22 protein-coding genes and 1 pseudogene are annotated in these 20260 nt (G+C 47.2%); 11 read left to right on the forward strand and 12 right to left on the reverse strand.

Annotation, left to right across the window (positions count from 1 at the left end):
- Nucleotides 1-5: 5 nt before the first annotated feature.
- The 6 genes from H6F93_RS31820 to H6F93_RS31845 all read right to left on the reverse strand — a co-directional run bounded on the left by H6F93_RS31820 (nucleotide 6) and on the right by H6F93_RS31845 (nucleotide 5000).
- The gene (locus tag H6F93_RS31820) at nucleotides 6-833 is read right to left on the reverse strand and encodes an alpha/beta fold hydrolase (protein WP_190689962.1); all 828 of its coding nucleotides are present in this window, start codon (nucleotides 831-833) and stop codon (nucleotides 6-8) included.
- Nucleotides 834-951: 118 nt separating this feature from the next.
- On the reverse strand, nucleotides 952-1773 hold the full coding sequence (locus H6F93_RS31825; RefSeq protein ID WP_190689965.1) for an SDR family oxidoreductase: 822 nt from the start codon (nucleotides 1771-1773) through the stop codon (nucleotides 952-954).
- A gap of 178 nt (nucleotides 1774-1951) precedes the next feature.
- Nucleotides 1952-2800, reverse strand: a complete 849-nt coding sequence (locus H6F93_RS31830; RefSeq protein ID WP_190689968.1) for an AraC family transcriptional regulator — start codon at nucleotides 2798-2800, stop codon at nucleotides 1952-1954.
- A gap of 339 nt (nucleotides 2801-3139) precedes the next feature.
- Nucleotides 3140-3688, reverse strand: coding sequence for a DUF3267 domain-containing protein (locus H6F93_RS31835; protein WP_190689971.1), 549 nt, complete (start codon nucleotides 3686-3688; stop codon nucleotides 3140-3142).
- Nucleotides 3689-3964: 276 nt separating this feature from the next.
- Entirely contained in the window at nucleotides 3965-4312 is a 348-nt protein-coding gene (locus H6F93_RS31840; RefSeq protein WP_190689974.1) for a hypothetical protein, read from the reverse strand.
- Between the two features lie 118 nt (nucleotides 4313-4430).
- Nucleotides 4431-5000 (reverse strand): hypothetical protein, encoded by a 570-nt coding sequence (locus tag H6F93_RS31845; protein WP_190689977.1) that lies wholly within the window; start codon nucleotides 4998-5000, stop codon nucleotides 4431-4433.
- A gap of 487 nt (nucleotides 5001-5487) precedes the next feature.
- On the opposite strand from H6F93_RS31845, the gene H6F93_RS33715 reads away from it, so the two are divergent.
- Nucleotides 5488-5643 (forward strand): hypothetical protein, encoded by a 156-nt coding sequence (locus H6F93_RS33715; protein WP_206755797.1) that lies wholly within the window; start codon nucleotides 5488-5490, stop codon nucleotides 5641-5643.
- A 239-nt stretch (nucleotides 5644-5882) separates the two neighbouring features.
- A pseudogene (locus H6F93_RS36010) lies at nucleotides 5883-6043 on the forward strand (DMT family protein).
- Nucleotides 6044-6076: 33 nt separating this feature from the next.
- On the opposite strand, the gene H6F93_RS31855 reads toward H6F93_RS36010, so the two are convergent.
- The 3 genes from H6F93_RS31855 to H6F93_RS31865 form a co-directional block, all read right to left on the reverse strand.
- Nucleotides 6077-6256: a hypothetical protein gene (locus H6F93_RS31855; RefSeq protein WP_190689980.1), complete on the reverse strand. Its 180-nt coding sequence runs from the start codon at nucleotides 6254-6256 to the stop codon at nucleotides 6077-6079.
- Between the two features lie 126 nt (nucleotides 6257-6382).
- Nucleotides 6383-7465 carry an ATP-dependent 6-phosphofructokinase gene (locus tag H6F93_RS31860; RefSeq protein WP_190643858.1) on the reverse strand — a complete coding sequence of 361 codons (1083 nt, stop codon included), beginning with the start codon at nucleotides 7463-7465 and terminating at the stop codon, nucleotides 6383-6385.
- 455 nt (nucleotides 7466-7920) lie between these two features.
- A complete protein-coding gene (locus H6F93_RS31865) occupies nucleotides 7921-8133 on the reverse strand; it encodes a hypothetical protein (protein WP_206755798.1) in 213 nt (70 codons plus the stop codon).
- 111 nt (nucleotides 8134-8244) lie between these two features.
- Between H6F93_RS31865 and H6F93_RS31870 the strand changes: the two genes are divergently transcribed.
- Nucleotides 8245-9159, forward strand: coding sequence for a ChaN family lipoprotein (locus H6F93_RS31870; protein WP_190689986.1), 915 nt, complete (start codon nucleotides 8245-8247; stop codon nucleotides 9157-9159).
- On the opposite strand, the gene recJ is transcribed toward H6F93_RS31870, so the two are convergent.
- Both recJ and H6F93_RS31880 read right to left on the reverse strand, forming a co-directional pair.
- Complete coding sequence (gene recJ / locus H6F93_RS36015) at nucleotides 9138-12452, reverse strand: single-stranded-DNA-specific exonuclease RecJ (RefSeq protein WP_524538051.1); 3315 nt, start codon at nucleotides 12450-12452, stop codon at nucleotides 9138-9140. The genes H6F93_RS31870 and recJ overlap by 22 nt on opposite strands.
- A gap of 215 nt (nucleotides 12453-12667) precedes the next feature.
- Nucleotides 12668-13939 carry a glycosyltransferase family 4 protein gene (locus tag H6F93_RS31880; RefSeq protein ID WP_190689989.1) on the reverse strand — a complete coding sequence of 424 codons (1272 nt, stop codon included), beginning with the start codon at nucleotides 13937-13939 and terminating at the stop codon, nucleotides 12668-12670.
- 678 nt (nucleotides 13940-14617) lie between these two features.
- On the opposite strand from H6F93_RS31880, the gene H6F93_RS31885 reads away from it, so the two are divergent.
- The 7 genes from H6F93_RS31885 (at nucleotide 14618) to H6F93_RS35540 (ending at nucleotide 19027) form a co-directional block, all read left to right on the forward strand.
- Nucleotides 14618-14800 carry a CsbD family protein gene (locus tag H6F93_RS31885; RefSeq protein ID WP_190643864.1) on the forward strand — a complete coding sequence of 61 codons (183 nt, stop codon included), beginning with the start codon at nucleotides 14618-14620 and terminating at the stop codon, nucleotides 14798-14800.
- Between the two features lie 145 nt (nucleotides 14801-14945).
- Nucleotides 14946-15374, forward strand: coding sequence for a hypothetical protein (locus tag H6F93_RS31890; RefSeq protein WP_190689992.1), 429 nt, complete (start codon nucleotides 14946-14948; stop codon nucleotides 15372-15374).
- A gap of 88 nt (nucleotides 15375-15462) precedes the next feature.
- On the forward strand, nucleotides 15463-15984 hold the full coding sequence (locus tag H6F93_RS31895; RefSeq protein WP_190643866.1) for a hypothetical protein: 522 nt from the start codon (nucleotides 15463-15465) through the stop codon (nucleotides 15982-15984).
- Between the two features lie 189 nt (nucleotides 15985-16173).
- Nucleotides 16174-17481 (forward strand): CHAT domain-containing protein, encoded by a 1308-nt coding sequence (locus H6F93_RS31900; protein WP_190689995.1) that lies wholly within the window; start codon nucleotides 16174-16176, stop codon nucleotides 17479-17481.
- Nucleotides 17482-17535: 54 nt separating this feature from the next.
- On the forward strand, nucleotides 17536-18222 hold the full coding sequence (locus H6F93_RS31905) for a helix-turn-helix domain-containing protein (protein WP_190689998.1): 687 nt from the start codon (nucleotides 17536-17538) through the stop codon (nucleotides 18220-18222).
- Nucleotides 18223-18309: 87 nt separating this feature from the next.
- Nucleotides 18310-18540, forward strand: a complete 231-nt coding sequence (locus tag H6F93_RS36020) for a dienelactone hydrolase family protein (protein ID WP_199314274.1) — start codon at nucleotides 18310-18312, stop codon at nucleotides 18538-18540.
- Nucleotides 18512-19027 (forward strand): dienelactone hydrolase family protein, encoded by a 516-nt coding sequence (locus H6F93_RS35540; protein ID WP_199314276.1) that lies wholly within the window; start codon nucleotides 18512-18514, stop codon nucleotides 19025-19027. Before H6F93_RS36020 ends, H6F93_RS35540 begins: the two co-directional genes overlap by 29 nt.
- Here the strand turns inward: H6F93_RS35540 and H6F93_RS31915 are convergent.
- A complete protein-coding gene (locus H6F93_RS31915) occupies nucleotides 19013-19903 on the reverse strand; it encodes a LysR family transcriptional regulator (protein ID WP_190690000.1) in 891 nt (296 codons plus the stop codon). The genes H6F93_RS35540 and H6F93_RS31915 overlap by 15 nt on opposite strands.
- A gap of 102 nt (nucleotides 19904-20005) precedes the next feature.
- Here H6F93_RS31915 and H6F93_RS31920 point away from each other — a divergent pair.
- On the forward strand, nucleotides 20006-20260 hold a 255-nt coding region (locus H6F93_RS31920), incomplete at its 3' end, for an IS1/IS1595 family N-terminal zinc-binding domain-containing protein (RefSeq protein ID WP_524537875.1).

The raw sequence follows: 20260 nt of genomic DNA on the forward strand, positions 1-20260 counted from the left end.
AATTTTCACATAGGGCTAGTTGCGATCGCCTCTTTATGCTCAACCTGATGAATAAAATCAAGCACAATCGATGTAAATTTTTCAGGATACCAGAGTCCCCATTCATGAAAACCTTCTTCTACAACAGTGAGGCTGGCATCTGGAATCGTTGCAGCCATCTCTCGGGCTCCATCAAGTGGTGTAGTTAAGTCTTTCTCCGACCACAACAACAGACAAGGCGCTTGAACTTTCGGCAACAGATGTTTGAGATCTCCGTGTAATGAAAGGAGTAATGCTTGAATTACGTTGCCTGTATTGAACAGAAGATTGTGTGAAAAGACTTGAGGAATGTCAAACAGTTTCAATTCTAGCTTTGGCAGAAGGAACTGAGCGGTCATTTCAAAAGCTCTACGCGGTATGATTTCTAGGATAGATACAGAGGGAACACCTGTGCTATCCACAAGAACCAAACTTTTTACCCGATTGGGAATAAGAGTAGATAAAGTAATTGAAATTCCTCCTCCAAGTGAGTGTCCTACTAAATGCACTTGTTGAAGATTTAGGGCGTCAAGAAACGAAAGCAGCAATTGAGCGTAGCTGTCATAATCTGGAATAAGCTTTGAATAGGATGAGCGGGCAAAACTAGGCAGGTCAGGAGCTATCACGGCGTGTTGCTGCGCCAGCAGTTGTAGAATTTCGTGATAAGGCTCAGCGGAGATTCCCCAACCGTGCAAAAACACGATGGGTGTTGAATTCGACTTTAACCCACCTTGTGTATAGGAAATTCTGCAATCATTCAAATCAACGTGATGATTGCTCAGTAGAGATTGTGACGTTGAAGCCTGGTTGAACATGTGCTGCTCGTTACTCACCGACTTCAAAATCGTAACAACTGTTAATACTTATGGAGACTCTCTAAAGAAATATAAGCGTTACTGCTGATAGCAATATTCTTGCAGGAAGGCGATCGCACTAATCTAAGAATCCACCCGTCACATCAACCAGTGAGCCGTGAAATGCAGTTGCGTCATCAGATGCTAAAAACATTACTGCCCGGGACATTTCTTCTACCGTATTAGTGCGTCCAATTGGAATTGCTCTTGATCCTTCTTCAAACGAGATACCACGCTGTTCTCTTGCAAAGCGCAACATTGGTGTATCTACGCCTCCAGGAGAAATGGAGGTGATCCGAATGTTGTCTCTGGCATATTCTAAGGCTGCTACTTTTGTGAGTCCCAGCAAAGCATGTTTGCTCACGCTGTAAGGACCAATTTCTGTGAACCCTTTGTGACCTGAAACTGAAGCGGTGTTAATAATACATCCGCCGCCCTGCTCCAGCATGTAAGGAATTTCGTATTTGAGTGAGTAGAATACCCCAACCGCATTTGTATTCAGCGTATCTAAGAAATCTGCGGTTGACTGTTCATGCAACCTAACGAGTTCTGGATTCACAATGCCTGCGTTATTAAATGCAATATCCAAACGGTCGTAGGTTTGGACACAGCTATCAACAAAGGCTTTAACTTCTTCCTCACGTCTCACGTCAGCCCGCATGTAGGTTGCCTCACCACCAAACTCCCTGATGCGGGTTTCAACCTGGGTTCCTAGATTCTCACGCCGACCACAAAAGAAGACTTTGGCACCTTCTTTAGCAAAGGCATAGGCAGTTCCTTCACCGATTCCTGATGTAGCTCCCGTAATTAACACAACCTTGCCTGCAAACCTACCGTTAGGGTTGGTAGCTGATGCAGGTTCAGGTGGGGTTTGTGTGTTTGCCTGAGCTTTTCCGCTCACCACTGCTGTTGTCACCCAGCAATGGCAGCACCACCGATTACTATCTGTCGGCGAGTCAGTCCTTCTGTGGATTTTGGGTGGCGATCGCCTGCATTAATATCAGAATTCACAAACTGGTTTGCCATTTTTACAAGATATCCAAGCTTTTCTAAACTTTCCCTTTCGCAGGATACTCAATCTAATCAGACCTGTCTTGTAGATTTTTGCGATCTTGTAAACGATATTGCCCTGGTGTGGTTTGAACGAAACGCTTAAAGTGGTGGGTCAGGTGGCTCTGATCGACAAACCCTGTATCGGTCGCAACTTGCTGAAGTGAAATTCCTTGGGAAATCAGAATCTTGGCACGGTTGATCCGAATTTGAGACTGATATTGTTTTAGAGAGATACCAACCTCAGCCTTAAACACGCGACTGAGGTAATACGAACTTAAACCTGCAATTTCTGCTAAACGATTGAGGGTGACATTTTCCCCATACTGGTTTTGTAGATATTCGCGCACTCGCTGGGTAGCTTTCCGTTCGCTGCCGGTCGGTCTTAACTCCACTGCAGCATTAGTATGATTGACAACTAATTGCGCTATCAACGATTGCAGCAACGAATCCTGTTCTAATCTTGAAGTCAGCCCTTGTGTCGCTTTATGAAACTCTAAATAGTGCTGTGCAAGCTCGACATTCAGAATAATGGGCTCTGCGAAAAAGGGGGTGTTTATTTCCTTTTCTGCCACGTCTGAAGCGATCGACGTGGCAGCATTAGAGCTGATGTACAACATTCGAAATGTAGCAGCAGTCTGACGATCTTCGATGTCACGCCCTGTGTGCATTTCTCCTGGATGGATCACGCTAAGACTATTGGTAGGCACCCAATAGTGAGTGCCTCGATAGTAATACTCGCCAGGACAGTCAAGACTCAAGCAAAACTGGTATTCGTCGTGACAGTGTTCCGGCAACCACTCTGGAGGACACGGAGCATAGCGATAAAACTCTAGAAGAATATCTTCAAACAACCACCCTTTAATCGTATGTTGCATTGAATTATGCGCTCGCTCCTACATATCCTGGAAGGACTCTGTCTTTGAATGCTGACAACTGAGCTTGCTGTGATTGTCCCATAGCCAATTCAGCAAGCTACTTACTATTAGGCAGGGACTTCCTGTATAACACGCCTGTTCAGGTGGTTGGGTAGACAATCGAGATTCAAATTAGGGTAGGGTGCATTGCGGATAAGCAAACGCACTAGTTCATCATGTTTGAATATTCAACAATTATCCTGGTTATGACTACACATAATTAAAGGTGCGTCATGACGCACCCTACAAGATAGCGATCGCACTGTTCCGGTTTAGCGATTTATTAGCTTATATGAACTACTATTGGTCATTTGGATTAATAACATAACAGCCAATTCGCGTTGGATGGTCTTCAACAAGCATCCCAGCTTCTACTTTTCTTAATAGCCATAATATTAAAACATCTCCACCCGCTACCAGCGTAAAAAATAAGCCAAAGGACAGGAACAAACTATTACTTGTCAATATTCCCAAAAATGCAGGTAATAGACCTAAGAGTACTCCCGGCATAGCTACTCCTAGCTTATAAGCTCCTACGTCCATCGGCTCTTTACAATGGGCGTATAGCATGAGTGCTTTCCAGTTGACACCATACTTGATTGCACTTGAAGGCTTATTTCCCAAAAACCTCCAAGTCAATCCGTGAATCAATTCATGTACGATAAGCCCTGCAAAATAACCCATAAGGCAAAGAATAGGATGCCTAGAGAGGTCACTAATTCCAACGAGAAAATGCTGCCATCCCCACCTATAAATATAGATTGCAAACAGCACTACTACAAACGGCAAAGCAGAAATTAGGACATAACGGTTACCCTGGCTCATTGAAACTGACATATCTTTTTTCATATCTTTCTTGTTGCTAAATGTCGACAAGTAACTTTGCAATTACGTCTCAATTCGAAACTTAAGCTGGCTAACGTCTGGTCGGGCGTAGATTTCTAGGGTGTGATTCATAGCCACGGCGAAACTACGCCCCGTGTCAGAAAACCCGTACGCCCGAATCTCGTAGTCCTCCGCCACCTTAACGCACCCCGCTGAATGAGACTCAATGTACACCGATTGATGCGGAGGCGAAAGGACAACGCCGGTAATCGGCCAATCCGGTGCGACCAACTCTAAGCTCTATCTGTCAGACGTGCAGCGCGGTAGCCCGCCGCCATGTAGCCCGGACAAACGCACGAGTTGCCTCTCGATAGCACCGATGCCGTAGGCTACTAAGCGGACATCATCATACCAATCAACGGCGCTGGCAGGCTCGGCATAATCCCTATCCGTTCGCTCACCGCTCAGGCAGTCGAACAGACCTCTACCTTGAGAAGAAACCACAAGCAGCCAGTCCGAGCCTTCAGCGTACCCAACCTCTGTGAGTCCATTAACGGCATGAGTGGATACACGCTCCCAAGGTTCAGGAGGGGGCTGCACCTTGAGAGCGCGTAACCTGCCATTTAACTGGCGAGTATGGTCGTTCATAAATGGAAAGCCGCTTAATGTTCCCGTTCACCCGCCGCTAGTAACTTTTTGGCACAACCATAACCTTGATATAGTCGGCGTGCAAAGGGATGTTAGCCCTCTGCTCAGAGCATAAACCTCAGCTTAACTCCCTGTAGTTTGACTGTATCAAGCGGTAGTAAGTTTGGGTTAGTTTAAGCCAAGCATATATAGAGAAACCTGAAAGTAAGCCTCCCCCTACTAAAATAATTAGTGTATATATCAATTTCTGCCCAATGCTGAAAAATTGAAGTTGTATCCAGATAAATATAGTCGCGAACATGGCGATGAGAGCAAAATTGAGAGATGAAGCTCTGACAATTCTTATTCTTGAGCGTGTGTACTCAAACTGATTGTTTAAATACTCATTTTCCTTACCTAATGCAAATCTTCTGATAGAAGGACGAGCTATATCTGGAAGTATCTGCTTACCAATTTGTTTACTCCAATTATTAAAAATAGTGTCTGCAAGTCTATCAATAATTATGCCAATTGCATAAGCAAAGGAAAGTACGAACACTGTGAGCAAAGCAGACCAATCACCAAGGTCTTGTAGCTGTTGAGTCTGTAACCAACCATATCCTGAAATACTTAGAACTAGCAAAAAGACCCAGGTGCTACCCTGTAGACCCGTAATCAGCAGTTCGATGAATAGCAATGTCGTGTTCATGACACTTGGACTTTACGAAATGAACATTGTCTAAGTTGATGCTGAATTTTAACAGACAACCTTGAATCGCCGTTTCATCGCAATAAAACAAAAATTTAGAATCTGACACCAACAGATACTCTGAACACATCGTCCCTCTTGACAACTTGAGGCCTAGCAATTTATTGTACAGAGCTTTGCTGCTGATCCATTCAAGTTCAGTTGGATCAATGAATTCATGATCAACGAATTCATTGCTGTAGCTCTAATCGACTTTAATTGGATCTTTGGATCTACAGTAAGGCTGCTGTCTATCTCCCTCAATCCGAGTGAATCTACAGCGAGGTTTTGTAGATTTGTCTAAATCCTCCTAGTGCGATTGCCCCTTCTCCCTATCAGGTTAGTCCAACAGTAGTCTAACAGTTGATATTGCAGTAGATAGCCTGTTGGATTTTTCTGTTTCAAAGTAATCACATGCTGATCCTTTAATTTTGCGGTTGATTCCGTCGTGTTGTTTATTCGCACCTTTGTTTTGACGAGTGAGTCCTTTTGTTTGCTGACGCAAACCCTTAGTGCGATCGCTCCAAACATTGTTTTGCTTCAACGAACCTTCAGTGCGATCGCACAATCTTTAATGTGGTCTATGTTCCCTTTTCTGTCATAGAGCAACATCAAAGTTACAGAAATCACAACATTCATGCGACTGGGTTTATCTTCATGGCAAGTACGCTAGGAAGTTTATCTAATGCGATCGCTCCTCCCTTATGCGAGTGTATTGCTGACAGCCAATGCAACAACTCATAGTGTTTGAATGTTCGACAATTATTCTAGTTATGGCTGCACATCATCAAAGGTGCGTCATGATGCATCGTACGAGATGGCGATCGCACTGCAAGTTGGGCGATCACCTTTTTTGAATACTGCTTTCAGATGCCAAAAAATTGTATTAGCGTGCAGTATTTTAGTCTGCCCAGCTCAAGGTATTGCAGAAAGTGATTACGATGTTGGTCTTCGCTGGGTTTAGCGTTGGCTGTATGAAAGTGCCTGTCACCCACAACTATTGACTGGCAGCCATGCTGCTGGCGGGTGTCGCTTATTTAATTTTTAGTGAGAAGGCAAAGCAGTAACGATGCTTTGGGTTTGGCAGTCACCTGCACACTTCGGAGCACCTTGTCATAGCCGTCTTTGACATACTGTTGCAACCCCGATTGTGACAACGTAAGCACACGAGCAATGCCTGCCAGAGAAGTTTTCTCTAACAGCAAGCGGTCAATCATGACGCTTCTGTCTGGTTCCCGTCGTTTCCATTGAGGCGATATCAACCAGCAGAAGTAATAACGGTTCAACCGAAGAAGAAACCCCGAAACCAAGACCTGCCAGTCCGTTACTCCAACACTTTTTTCTCACGATCCCAGGCAGATTCCTAGTCCTCGTGCCGTCTTCGCCAGTGTACCGTCGGGATCAACTGTGCCGTACTGGCTGATGGCTTCTAGAATGGGCACGCTGACCACCTGACGATTTTGCCAGGTGACGATGTGATCGAATTTGCCCTCGGCGATCAAATCCACTGCCGCCACGCCAAAGGCAGCAGCAATCAGACGATCGAGTGGCGACGGCACCCCACCCCGCTGTACATGTCCCAGCACCGTTACGCGGGTTTCGGCATTGCTGCCCGCCGAAATGCGATCGGCAAGGTATTGCCCAATGCCACCATATCGCTTTTGCCCCAGGCACTCTAGTTTAGTTACCGGCTCACCTGTCTCTGTTTTCACCGACTCTGCCACGACGATCAGGCAAAAGTTTTGTCCCCGCACCTGCCGCTGTCGGATCTTTTCGCAAATTCTTTCGATACTGTAGGGAATCTCTGGGATGAGAATCACATCCGCGCCGCCTGCGATTCCAGCACTCATTGCAATATGTCCAGCATCGCGCCCCATCACCTCCAGAATCATCACTCGCGAGTGGCTGGTTGCGGTAAAGTGCAGCCGATCGAGCGCTTCTGTGGCAATATTCACCGCTGTATCAAAGCCAATCGAGCGCTCTGTGATTCCCAGGTCATTGTCAATAGTTTTGGGAATACCAACCAAATTCCAGCCGCCCTGTTGCGCCAATCGCCGCAAAATCGCCATGCTGCCGTCTCCACCAATGCCAATCATGGCATCCAGTCTCAGTTCGTGATAGCCCTCGACAATTTCGGCGGATCGATCGCACACCGTTCCCTCTGACGTGGGAAAAGCAAACGGGTCGCCCTTATTGGTAGTGCCCAGCACCGTCCCTCCTACCATCAGCAGCGAATCCACCTGGGGAATGTCTAGCATCACCACATCTAGCGGGCGCTGCATCAATCCCTGTGTGGCTTTGCAAATACCTACCACCTCCCAGTCGTATGCCGAAATTGCTCGATGCACCACTGCTCGAATGACTGCATTTAATCCAGCACAGTCGCCACCGCTAGTTAAAATACCAATTCGCTTCTGTCCGCCCACATCCCCTCCTAGATCTCTGACAATCGCCAGTGGCTAATCGCTCACGTCGTTTTGCTTGAATTTTCACCCACATTATCGTCGTAGGGGGATGGAACGATCGCAGCGTTCAGATTCTTCAAATTCAGCGACCCAATCACCAATTTCTGTGTCGTTTTATTGCAGCTTCATTTCTATCGGTAACGTAAAGCAAAGCCATCTTCCGAGGATCGTAAGATTTTCAAGCAGCGATTTCAAAGCAATAGCCGCCGCGTCGAAAGCGTACGAAATACTCCTGTCTTCAGTTTTAGCAGCGATCGCCCCTTCTCCCCATCAGGTTATTTCAGCAGCAGCTTAATGTTGATATCGCAGCAGATAGTCTGTTGGATTCTTCTGCTCCAACGTCATCACATGCTGATTTCTTTAATTTTGCGATCGATTTTGCTGTGTTGTCTCTTCACAGCTTTGTTGTGTCAGGCTCAACCTTTCCTGTTTGCTGACACTCCTTTGTTGTCATGAGGCACTCCTTTATTGTCAGCAGCTAATCCTTTTGTTTGCTGAGACAGACCTTTAGTGCGATCGCCACAAACATTCCATTGCTTCGACGACCCTTTAGTGCGATCGCGCATTCTTTTAAGTCGTCTATGGTTTCCTTTGCTGTCATAGAGCAACATCAAAGTTGCAGGCATCACAACGTTCGTTACTCAAGCCACAACGTTTGTGTGACTGGGTTTATCTTAATGACAGGTAATCTGAGGAAGGTTATCTAGTACCGTTGCCTAAGTTTCGTCATAATGGTGAGCATGAGAACTGAACAATCTGTACAAACTGCTGTTTGCGTCTGGTCTTTGGGACTGCTGCTGTTTCTGGCGGTGCCTGCTAATGCTCAGCGGGTTTTGAGTCCGCAGCTTGTATCTGAGGAAACTGTTTCGGCGGCACAGCCTTGTGATGTGCAGGCGGTTTTGCAAGATCTGTCTCAGGCAGACGTGGTGTATCTAGGGGAAACGCATGATAGTGCGGCAGACCATGAAGCACAGTTGCAGATTATTCAATCGCTGCATGAGCAGAATCCGCGAATGGCGATCGCTCTGGAAATGTTTCAGCGTCCTTATCAATTGGTGCTGAATCAGTATCTAGCGGGAGAAATTTCAGCAGAGGAGTTGCGGCAGCAGAGTGAGTTTGATCAGCGGTGGGGGTTCTCCTGGGGGTACTATGAGCCAATTCTGGAATTTGCTCGGGCTAACGGGTTGCCGGTGATTGCTTTGAATACGCCTACCGAAATTACGCGTCGTGTTGCAGACAAAGGTTTGGGTGGATTGTTGGAAAGCGATCGCCAGTGGATTCCGCCTGAGTCAGAGATTCGGACGGACAATGATCAGTATCGGCAAATGCTCCAGGAGGTTTTTGCAGGCGTTCATCATGGGCACGGCAATGGTGGCAGCTTTGACAACTTCTTTTTGGCGCAGGTGCTTTGGGATGAGACGATGGCGGAGGGAGTTGCCGACTTTGTGGCAGAAAATCCAGACCATCAGGTGGTAGTGTTGGCGGGGCGAGGACACATTGTTTACGGCTATGGGATTCCAGATCGGGTGGCGCGTCGGCTTGCAGGGGCGGAGTTTAGCCAGCGATCGCTCCTACTTCACCCACCCGAAGATCTGGTGAATGAGGACTCGGCAGAAGGAGTGGCGATCGCCGACTACTTCTGGTTTTTGGAATAGATTTCTCTAAAAATTCCGTTCTTGGTTTCGCTGCCGATCACCAGTGCGTCCAAGATTTCAAACTGCCACTGATAGAGAGAGCTTTCAGCGTGAGCAGCAATGTTTCTCAACTTGTTGATCTGGTCAATGGCAGATGCAGCAGCGATCGCCCCGGCATTGAACCATTCTGCTAAAGGATGTTTCCAGCGGGTGAGAAAGGTTGTTAGTTTTTGGCGATCGCTTTGACTCACTTGTTTACCAAAGGACACCATACAGTACAAGTCATCATCTTCAGACTCACTACTGCGCTTTAGTGCATCGTCTCGAAAGGAGTACCACTGAGCGGCAATTAGAGGGGGTAACATACCCAATGTGTATTTTTTGCGATTACCCAATACCACACCACCAATTTCATCTGAGCCACCATTAGTTAAGAGAAACTGGTGTAGAGATTTGAAGAAGGGATGAATGATTTCTCGCTCCACAGCAAAGCCTAAGCGCAATCCTGCTTCTGAGTAATCGGCAATTTGTGCAGTGAAGCCTTCTGAGCGAATAATTTCGTGATTCTTATACGCAAAGTAGAGATCTTTTTGGCTGCGCTGATCGAGAGAAGACCAGATCAGTTCTCCTACTTTTGATTTAACCTGACGGCGAATGTGTTCCAGGTCAAGCTGTGTGGAGTGGCTCAGTTCCGTTTGCAAGCGAGCAATGTGAGATTCGTGTGCTTGAATTGCTGCTTCCCTTGCCTGCAAGTCGGCTTGCAACGTTTGAAACTGGTGCTGCTGCTCGCTGGAAAGCTGGCTAAGTTCCTGGTTGAGCAATTCGACCTGCTGATGGAGTGTTTCGATTTGCCGATTCTTTTCAATCAAAAGCTGATCTTTTCCTTGAATTAACTGGCTTTTTTCGGATAGTTCTAATGCGCTTAAAGCGGCTCTAATTAAGTTGAAATAGTGCGGTAAAGAAACGTCTACTTCTTTTGCTTCCTCTCGTCTTTTGCCTAATAATCCAATTCTTTGACGGGGCTGAACGGCTAATACTTGACCTTCGGAGTTTTTGATTCTTAACTCTTTGAAGTCACTAGTGCGAGAAATGATGCAGCTATATTTGCGCTTGCTGTAGTAAAACTCAACCTGATTGGGTAAAGCTGAATCTGCTTCATCCGACTCTGAGTCTGCCTCACTGTCTAAATCGGTAGAATTTTCATTTGCAGGTTGAAAAAAACCTGACGGAACTGCTGGGTCAAGCGGCTCAATCGTGTATTGAGCTTCCCTGTGAATGTGAGACTCAATCGTGTAGCGAATTAGAGATTCGGGGTTGTTGGAATGGGGCTGTTGCTTTCGAGAAAAAGCTTCGGTTAGCTTCCTGGAAAGTGCCTGGGCGGGAGAAACTGCTGAGGTCGCCCCATTTCCATTTCCTACATTTCCACTTCCCCCTGTCCCATTTCCCTCTGTTCTATGGGGCAGCACTGGGGGCAAGTCAGAACCCTCAGGCAGCCTGATTCCAACCAGTTCTAGCTCAACGTTTTTTTCGCCATTCCACTCATTTAGGCGCAGTCGGTAAGCGGCATCAAGTCGCTCTGGCAGTGGGTAATATTCGCCCCAGCGCCAGGCGATCGCCTTCATCTTCTTTCCCTGAGTTTGTCCGTCCTGAGTAACCGTTAGCTTTAGGTGCGCTTGCTCTCGCCCGATTGTCTGCTGATCGACCACGCGCAAGTTGGGTGTCCAGAAGATCGGGTCAGGGTTTTCAATGCCGCACGGGTGAAGTGCGTCAATTTGCTCATACAGACTCAGGTTTAACTGGCTCAGGTCAGCCTGTACGTCAACAGAGACTAGCGGTTTTAGATGTTCGGGCTGAAGCTGATGGCTGGCATAAAGTTGCAGGCGCGATCGCCACTCGTCCAGGTTCGCTGCCTTCATGGAAAAGCCACCCGCTGCCCGATGTCCACCGAACCTTTCCAGCACATTCCCACAAAACTGAAGCGCCTCAAACACATGAAACTCGGGAATACTGCGGGCTGATCCCCGGATCTTTTCTCGCTCGTCATCCTCATAGGTGCCAATGAAGACGGGCACTCCATAGCGCTCAACTAGCCGTGATGCGACGATGCCGATTACGCCGTGATGCCAGTCAGGTTGCACAACTACCAGTACGCGATCGCGCTGCGGCTCAAACTGGCTTTGCTCACACCAGGCGATCGCCTCCTGCTCAATTTGTTCACATAGCTGTTGACGCAGTTGGTTGACCTGCTCACACGCCATCGCTAGTTCGAGCGATCGCCCCTCATCGTCCGTAGTCAGCAACTCAATCACCATCTGGGGATCAGAAATACGCCCGACCGCGTTGATCCGGGGTCCCAGCCGAAACCCGATCGCTTCTGGTTTCAGTGCCTTCTCATTACTCAGCCCTGCTACTTGGATTAGCGCCCGGATGCCCGTCAGTTTAGATTTGGGCAATAGCTTTAGCCCTCGCTTCACCCAGCGGCGATTCACTCCCGTTAGCGGAGCTAGGTCAGCAATCGTGCCCAGGGTGAAAAGCTCAATCAGTGGCGTGGTCAAGTCCTGCGTTTTTTTCAAGCATTGCGCTAGACAAACTGCCAAAATATAAGCCACACCCACACCTGCAACGCCTCGATAGGGCGACTCTTCGTGGATCAGCTTGGGGTTGAGAATAGCGTTGGCGGGCGGCAGTTGTTCTGGAATGTCGTGGTGGTCGGTAACGATGACGATTAGCCCCAGTTCTCTGGCTCTAGCGATCGGCTCATAGGCAGCGATGCCGTTGTCTACGGTGAGAACGAGCTTCACTCCTTCCTCGTGAAATTCCTCGACGATGCGCTGGTTGATGCCGTAGCCTTCCTGCATTCGGCTGGGAATGGCATAGTCTATGTCGGCACCGAGGAATTTGAGCGATCGCATCAACAGTGCTGTACTGGTCATGCCATCTGCGTCATAGTCGCCACAGATCGCGATTCTTTGTTGGGTGGCGATCGCCCACATCAGCAGTTCCAGGGCGATCGTCAGGTCGGGAAACTCCTCAATCGGTGAAGGCAACAGTTGGGCCTCCGGGTTGAGAAACGTCTGAGCCGCCTCTGCTGTCTTAATTCCCCGGTTGATTAAAACCTGTGCCAGCAGGGGCGAGAGTTGCGTCATCTGAGCTAGCCTTGCCGCCTGCTCTGCCTGCTGTGCTGCAATCTGCCATCGCTGCTGAGGAATGGGCCATCGCCGCAGCGCCCGAATCGCCTGTGACTGGGGCTGTCTGGCACGAGCAGATTGGGCGCGAGCCGATGAGGTCAGGTCAGGAAGAGGCAGGTCTGGCACGAGTACGACTTCAGAATCAGAACATGAATACTACTCAAAGGATTAGATAAACATAATCCAATGGGTGTTGTCCACTCTTGTGTAGCATTCATGAGGTGCTGAGGTCACTGTTGCATATAAAAGGATGCTTGATACGAATTTGCGCCTTTCATATTTGACAAATGATTTTCGTAGGGGTACGGCATTGCCGTGCCCCTACAGTTTGTCTACGCTTTCTAGCTCACGCTGGCTGAGAAGAACTCATTGTGAAGCTGGCTGAGATGAGAGAGATAAAGCTCACTCAACTGACTGGCGACTCCATCCCAGCTAAAGCGCGCCTCAACCCGCTGCCGACTGGCTTTGCTTAACTGATCGCGCCAGGTTGGGTCAGCCAAAATGCGACCGATCGCCGCTGCAAACGCAGCTTCATCCTGAGCAGGAGCCAGCAATCCTGTTTCCTCTGGTACAACGGTAAACTGTAGCCCACCCACATCACTCGCAACAACGGGCGTGCCGCTTGCCATTGCCTCGATCGCCACTAAACCAAATGGTTCATAGTGACTGGGCACCACACAGACATCTGCGGCGGCATAGTAGGTGGGGAGTTGAGTATGGTCAAGGCGACCGACAAACTCAGTGCGATCGCCCAACTCCAACTCATTCACAATTCCCTCAATCCGTTCCCGCTCATCTCCATCGCTTTGTCCGGGGCGACTGCCACCTGCAATCATGAGTTTAAAGTCAGAGTGCTGCCGGACTTCAGGATAATTGACCGCTCTTACCAGGGTTTCAATGCCTTTGCGCGGATCAAAGCGTCCGACATAAAGCACTACTTTAGTTTCGGGTGAAATGCCTAACTGTTGTCGAGCAGTTTGGCGATCGACTGCACCAAAGCGACGAATGTCTGTTCCACAGGGAATGATGTCGATGTTGCCTTTAGTAGAAACAAGCGATCGCATGTGGTCTCGCTCCTGAGGGCTGGTTGCCACCACGCAATCCACCGTTTCTAGACAAGTTTTCTCAATGGATAAACGAGTGCTGGCAATTAAAGGAACTGTCGTGGAAGCCTGATACTTTACCGCTCCTAGAGAGTGGTAAGTGTGAATCTGTTTAATAGGTTGCCGCTTCCTTAATTCCATTCCGACCCAGGAAGAGAGCCAATAGTTTGTGTGAACCAGCGGATAAACGATGCCCTCCTGCTGCTGAAAACTCAAAAACGCTTCTACAAACTCTGGTAAATAATCAAATAACTTATTACGTCCCACAAATTTCTGTGGCCCAGCCGTCAGGCGAATTGTGCGACAGCCAGGGCTATGCTCAACAATTGCTTCCTGGGTTGGCTCAGCTCGACGGGTAAACATGTCTACCTGCCAACCCTGTTTAGCTAATGCTTCTCCAACTTGTTTAACGTAGACATTTTGTCCACCAGCTTCCTCTTTTCCAATCTTCACAGCAGGATCGCCGTGAACAGAAATGAGAGCGATCTGCCCTTTTTTTGTAGAAAACATTGTTTTTATCGGGGTTTAAGACACTACCAACCGTTCCTCATTAAAGAGGGTAGGAGTTTCATGCTGAGCCCTCATCGCTCTCAGGAAAGAAATATTTTTATACAAATCTGTAGATTTGCATTCAGTTAAATTCATTTTGAAACCAGCCTGCTGCTCAAAACGGCAGCTCTACAACTAATGAGATAACAGTTTAATTAATCAATAATTCTTGCTCTGCTAGGATGCCTCTACACGTAGGAGGGGAACCTATTAGTCTCTTCAAACTTCTTTTTGTGAGAAACAAAATTTTCTGTGAGATAAAAGCTTTTAGTTTTTGATTTTCACCTTATCCTTCTTTAACAAAAAGCTTGCAATATGTGAAGGGCTTGGTGAATTGGGTTGAAGTGCAAAGCTCTTTGCCAATCTGGGTTCTACTATTTTTAATATGAACTACTTTTAATTAAGTCCATCTATTTAATTAGCTCTTTAGAAATACTTGAATCTAATAAATTTCTTGAAGGACTTAAAACTTTGAATTATGGCCTGGGGTAGAGGGTTAAACGAAGCGCGTCCGATAAGTTAGTAAGTAACAAGGTAAATAAAGTTGCCTTGACCAAGCTAGAAGTTTCAGATGTCCAGGCATTTAATTGCAGGCGTTCTTGACTTCACAGGCAAAATAACAAAAAGCGAGGAAATGTTATGAGTTTAGAAGATAGAGCAAAAGCAACTGGCAAAAACATTGAGGGTAAAGCCCAAGAAGCAATGGGAAACATCAGTGGCGACCCCAAAGATCAAGCTGAAGGTAAAGCAAAGCAAACCGAATCCGAAGCTCGCCACTCTGTGGAAGATGTAAAAGACGCTGTTAAGCGCAATATTGACTAAACGCGAATTTAATCAGTTTGAAGCTTAGCCTTTAGGACGTTGGGTAGGTGCTCTGCCTACCCAATTAAGTTCTGAATCTATCATCTGAGCTTCTTACGCAATTTCATACAACAACATTGAAGTCAGTTTTTAATAGGAGATGTTGATGAGCTTTCTTCAACATGGTCGGAAAGTCTTTACAGCTTTGGTGCTCGCTCTAGTACTTACTTTTACGACAGCCTGCGGAACAGCAACTCAAGCCCGCCAAAGCCCATCTGCTACCCAGCCAAACGTGGCATATTCTCAGCTTGAGCGGGGCAATACGACCTCCGGTCAGAGCTTTGGGGATTGGGTAATCCAAACCAGTCAAGGTTTGATCCGGGATGCCTATGTGCGGGATAACGACAAGCTAGGCGCAGTAATTTCGCCCGATGTTCGTCCCAACGAAGTTCGTACTTTAGCGCGATCGCTCGCGCAGGGGTTCCACAATAACTTCCCCAATCGCAATTTGACGGTCTTGATGTATGCCCCCGACAAGCAGTTGATCTTGACTGCAAAGTACGATAACCAATCTCATCAGATTGAGTATCAGTAGTTTAAGGGGTTGATCATTAGGTCAACCCATTTGAGAGGGCAATCCTTCAGGAATTGTTCAAACAGGTTTTGAAAAAGAGGTCATTTGCATGACAAGTAGCAATGAATATAAGCGTCAGATCATGAATGATTTGGCGAAGGGCAATGTAGAGCCCTTAGACAGTGACTCCGAAAAAGTTGCCGATAATTATCAAAGCTTTGACGATTTTGCTCAGCGCTCTTCCCGGGATGAGCGACGGCAACTGTTTAGCCGTTCATTTAATTCGGAACGGGTTCCGTCTAGCCAAATGGAACCTGAACTGCAAAAGGCGATCGCTCAGATCAAGCCAAACGAGCGGGATGATGTGGCACGCGACTTGCTTAAGCACTTTAAAGAGCGTGGTTTGCACGACCGCGATCTAGAGCGTCAGTTAGGACTCTCAACTCACCACGCCAGCAAGATGTCGGCTGATGATGTGAGTCGTCTTATCGCGTTTTCCTACCACAGCCACCCGGATATTTTCCATGAGGTTCTGGCAGACCAACCTGCAATCGTTAAGTTTCTCAGTAACCCCGTTGTTGGGGCTGCGCTGGGGGCGGTTGCTGCAAAATGGATGGGCAAGCACAGATAACGTTTAACCCTCTCAGCTCCATTTCAAGAGATTAAGGTTACAAATAGAAGGGCAAGCCGCGTCGCGGTTTGCCCTTCTATTTGTAACCTTTTCTATAGCTCCTGACTTTCTCCTACTTTTTCATGCAGATCAAGGGGAAGGAGTGATCTACTGTGGATGTAAATATCGATCGCCACTTCACGCTGCACCATGAAAGTCTCCATCCGCAGAATATGTCTGTTTATACTCGGCTTTATCTTAATCGTTGGGATTAGCAGTCAATCTCGACCCGCTTACTCTACAGAAGCGGGCGATCGCATTGCAGAAGTTGAGCAGCTTTGGCGCGGACAGTACGAAACTTATTTCGGCAATCAGCTTGTTGGTACTCCTCTAACAGCCGAGCAAATTTCAGCAACGTTAGGACGACTTAACAGTGAGACGGACAAAAACTTCGCGTTGATCTATGCCTTCCCCCAGCCTGAAGAGTTAGAGCTGTTATTAGTCATTCCTGAAACACCATCCGTGCGGGTAACAGTGCCAGAAGCTGGACAGCAAGAATTGTTAGAAGTGGCAAATGAATTTAAGACAGCAGTCTCTCGACCAACTGGTGCAAGAAGGGACTTAACTTCTGCAAAACAGCTTTATGATTGGCTGATTGCGCCTCTGGAACCGCAGCTTCAAGCCCAAAATATTGATACTCTAATTTTATGTGGTGGGGCAATTTTGCGATCGCTTCCCTTCGCAGCCCTCCATGATGGACAACAGTTTTTAGTAGAGAAATACAATCTTGGACTGGTGCCAGCTTTCAACCTGATCAACCAGCAGCACAGCAACTTTAGGAACGAGAAAGTACTGGCAATGGGTGCCTCTGAGTTTCAGGCAATGCCTACACTTCATGCTGTTCCTTTAGAGCTTTCCACTATCACACAAGATATCTGGCAAAGTGAAGTGTTTTTGAACCAAGAGTTTACGTTGAGCAATCTGGCTGAGCAGCTTGAATCAGGGGAATTTGGCATCGTTCACCTGGCGACTCATGCTCAGTTTCGACCCGGAACACCAGAAAACTCATACATTCAACTTTGGCAAAATGATAAACTCACTTTAGATCAACTGCGCCAGTTAGACTGGAGTGAGTTGCCCGTTGAGCTACTGGTGTTAAGTGCTTGCCAGACTGCCTTGGGCGATCGCCAGGCAGAGCTGGGATTTGCCGGACTGGCGTTTCAGGCAGGGGTGAAGTCTTCCGTTGCAAGCCTGTGGCAGGTGAGCGATCTGGGTACCTTGGCATTGATGCGAGAGTTTTACTGGCAGTTGGCGAACTCAGAAGTCACGACCAAAACAGAAGCCCTACGAAGAACACAAATTGCCATGCTAAGAGGAGACGTGAGAATTGAGGATGGACAAATTTTCACCTCAGCAGGAGTACTACATTTGCCCGAAGACCTGGAGCAGTTTCAAAACCTCGATTTATCTGCTCCCTACTACTGGTCAGCATTTACCCTGATTGGTAGCCCCTGGTAATATTTATACTCGGCTGAACGTGAAAATGAACTAACCGGAGCGGGATCAAGATGGTTGGATGGCAAACGTCAGCAACAACCCCGCCATGTAGGTGACATTGCGATTATTCCAGCGGGAACTGCCCATCGCTGTAGTTGGGACACTCCAGTGCAATTCGTTGTTCTGGCGATGGAGCCTACACTACTTCAACAGGTCGGTCAGGACTGGGTTAACCCGGATCAGATTGAATTAACTCCACGTTTTGCAACTGGGCCGGATGCTTTAATTCAAAGTATTATTTATACCTTAAAAGCAGAAGCAGAAATAGGGGGTATAGGTAGCCATTTATTGATGGATAGTCTCAAAACTACACTAGCAATTCACCTGTTGCGACACTATTGCACCACAAAACCTAACCTTTCTAACAATTCTGGTAGCCTATCCCAAGCAAAGCTGCGGCAGGTAACAGATTACATCAACGAACAGTTACATCAAGACCTGAAGCTGAGTGAGATGGCAGCGATCGCCCAACTCAGTCCTTATCACTTTCTGCGACTGTTTAAGCAAAGCACAACGCTCACACCCCATCAATACACTTTGCAGCTTCGGATTGAGAGAGCCAAATCTTTATTGCAACATAGTGAACTTAGCATCGCCCAAATTGCAATTCGGCTCGGTTTTTCCGATCAGAGCCACTTCACACGATGCTTTAGACGTGCCCTTGGCATGACTCCTAAGCAATGGCAGGGGCGATCGCAATAATATTCAAAAACTCCGCAACTTTTTTTTAGAGTTCTGCACAGACGGCTTTTTAAGCTATCAACAGCAAAACTCTCATGGAGAAGAAAGATGCAGATTGAACAAATAGAGGTAACGGTTCCCACACCTGACGGACAAATGCCTGCATTTTTAGCGAAGCCAGCGGAAGGCGATCGCCATCCAGCTATTCTCCTGCTGATGGAATCATTTGGACTCACTTCACACATTCGAGAGATTGCGATTCGGCTTGCTAACGAAGGCTATGTGGTACTCACGCCAGATTTATACTATCGTGAGTTGCCTCAACAAGTTTGGATATGACGAAGTTGAGCAAGCAATGGCAATGATGTGGAACCTCGATTTTGGTCAGCCAGTGGAGGAAGATATCAGGGCAGCATTGAGTTATCTTAAATTCTGCTCTCAGGTTTATCCAGACCGGATTGGGGTAACTGGGTTCTGTTTGGGTGGTGGACTCACTTTTTTTACTGCCTGTGAGTTTTCAGGGGCAATTGCTGCTGCTGCTCCTTTTTATGGCATGGTGCTAGACGAGTGGATTGACGCAATACCCAATATCACAGCGCCAATATATCTGTTTTTTGGAGGAATCGATCCCTTCATTCCACTTGAACGGATTCAACAAATTGGGTCTTGTTTTCAAGAGATTGGCAAAGAATACACATTAAGAATTTATCCTGAAGCAGATCACGGATTTTTCTGTCATGAGCGGTCTTCCTATAATCGTGCAGCCGCAGAAGATTCCTGGGAAAAACTGTCACAATTTTTTCGGCAACATCTATTTCCGGGTTGATAAGGCTATAGTTTTGAGAACTTTAAGAAACTCAAGCACAACCGGAGAAGTTTCTGTCTGTCGTCGTGCGATCGCCAATTTTAATCTTGGGAAATCACCAGTTAGCGGTCGATAGACTATACCTTTTGCAGTGAGATTTTGCATATCTTCCAGCACAAATGTAATTCCTGCTCCAGCCGCTGCTAACCCCAGTCGAGTTTGAGCGAGTTCGGCTTCTTGTACAACATTGGGGACAAATCCAGCTTGCTCACAAGATTTGATGAAATTGGCATAGAGGACAGGAGCAAGCGATCGCGGGTAAAAAATGAGTGGTTCGTCAGCCAAAGCCTGAAGTGGAATTTGCTTTTGTTTAGCTAGTCGATGAGCGGTAGGCAACGCCGCAACGTAATTTTCCTCGTAGAGCAAATCTACCTGGAGAGCAGGTTCACGAATGGGGAGATAGACAAATCCAATGTCAATTTGGTGGGTGCGGAGAGACTCAACATGTGCTTCGGTTCCACCGCTAACGAGGATCAAATCAACTTGCGGGTATTGTCGACAACGCTTTAGAATACTTGTCCCTAAACAAAACAGAGTTGCTTCCGTTAAGCCAATTCTCACTTTACCGATTTGTCCGTCGGCAACCTGCCGTGTCACTTGGACGCCTTCCTCTACGTCGCGCAAAATCCGACGGGCAGTTTCTAGAAATTTTTGTCCAGCCGCTGTTAATTTAACCCAGTGTTTTGTCCTTTCCAACAGTTGGATTTCTAGGCTGTCTTCCAATGCCTGAATTTGTTTGCTCAGTGCAGGCTGACTTAAGTGTAGGGATTCGGCTGCCCGTCCGCAGTGTAACTCTTCAGCAACTGCAATGAAATATTTAAGTTGGCGAAACTCCATAGAACTCACTTTGCAAAAACGGTAATAACCATAGGTTATCAAGCTATCGCTACAAAGAAATAGCGATCGCTCCCTCTCTAGGCGTTGCAAAATAGAAGTATGATGCAATGTTCACACTGTCAATCCAACCAAACCGTCAAGAACGGACGACGCAAGGGTATCCAGAACTATCTGTGCCGCAGTTGCAATCGTCAATTTCGTGAAACTCACACCCCTCAGGGTTATTCCTTGGAAGTCAAGGCACACTGCTTGAACCTCTATCTCAATGGCATGGGCTTTCGTGCGATTGAACGAGTCACAGGCGTGTGTCACAACACGGTAATCAACTGGGTCAAGCAAGCAGCCCAAGCTCTGCCC

This window comes from Leptolyngbya sp. FACHB-671 (genome assembly GCF_014695745.1).
In the GTDB taxonomy this organism is placed as follows: domain Bacteria; phylum Cyanobacteriota; class Cyanobacteriia; order Elainellales; family Elainellaceae; genus JAAUTN01.

What these genes read in the sequence shown, in the direction of transcription:
- H6F93_RS31820 (WP_190689962.1), bottom strand. Translation starts at nt 833, where the DNA reads ATGTTCAACCAGGCTTCAACGTCACAATCTCTACTGAGCAATCATCAC.
- H6F93_RS31830 (WP_190689968.1), bottom strand. Translation starts at nt 2,800, where the DNA reads ATGCAACATACGATTAAAGGGTGGTTGTTTGAAGATATTCTTCTAGAG.
- H6F93_RS31835 (WP_190689971.1), bottom strand. Translation starts at nt 3,688, where the DNA reads ATGAAAAAAGATATGTCAGTTTCAATGAGCCAGGGTAACCGTTATGTC.
- H6F93_RS31840 (WP_190689974.1), bottom strand. Translation starts at nt 4,312, where the DNA reads ATGAACGACCATACTCGCCAGTTAAATGGCAGGTTACGCGCTCTCAAG.
- H6F93_RS31845 (WP_190689977.1), bottom strand. Translation starts at nt 5,000, where the DNA reads ATGAACACGACATTGCTATTCATCGAACTGCTGATTACGGGTCTACAG.
- H6F93_RS31855 (WP_190689980.1), bottom strand. Translation starts at nt 6,256, where the DNA reads ATGATTGACCGCTTGCTGTTAGAGAAAACTTCTCTGGCAGGCATTGCT.
- H6F93_RS31870 (WP_190689986.1), top strand. Translation starts at nt 8,245, where the DNA reads ATGAGAACTGAACAATCTGTACAAACTGCTGTTTGCGTCTGGTCTTTG.
- H6F93_RS31880 (WP_190689989.1), bottom strand. Translation starts at nt 13,939, where the DNA reads ATGTTTTCTACAAAAAAAGGGCAGATCGCTCTCATTTCTGTTCACGGC.
- H6F93_RS31885 (WP_190643864.1), top strand. Translation starts at nt 14,618, where the DNA reads ATGAGTTTAGAAGATAGAGCAAAAGCAACTGGCAAAAACATTGAGGGT.
- H6F93_RS31890 (WP_190689992.1), top strand. Translation starts at nt 14,946, where the DNA reads ATGAGCTTTCTTCAACATGGTCGGAAAGTCTTTACAGCTTTGGTGCTC.
- H6F93_RS31895 (WP_190643866.1), top strand. Translation starts at nt 15,463, where the DNA reads ATGACAAGTAGCAATGAATATAAGCGTCAGATCATGAATGATTTGGCG.
- H6F93_RS31900 (WP_190689995.1), top strand. Translation starts at nt 16,174, where the DNA reads ATGAAAGTCTCCATCCGCAGAATATGTCTGTTTATACTCGGCTTTATC.
- H6F93_RS36020 (WP_199314274.1), top strand. Translation starts at nt 18,310, where the DNA reads ATGCAGATTGAACAAATAGAGGTAACGGTTCCCACACCTGACGGACAA.
- H6F93_RS31915 (WP_190690000.1), bottom strand. Translation starts at nt 19,903, where the DNA reads ATGGAGTTTCGCCAACTTAAATATTTCATTGCAGTTGCTGAAGAGTTA.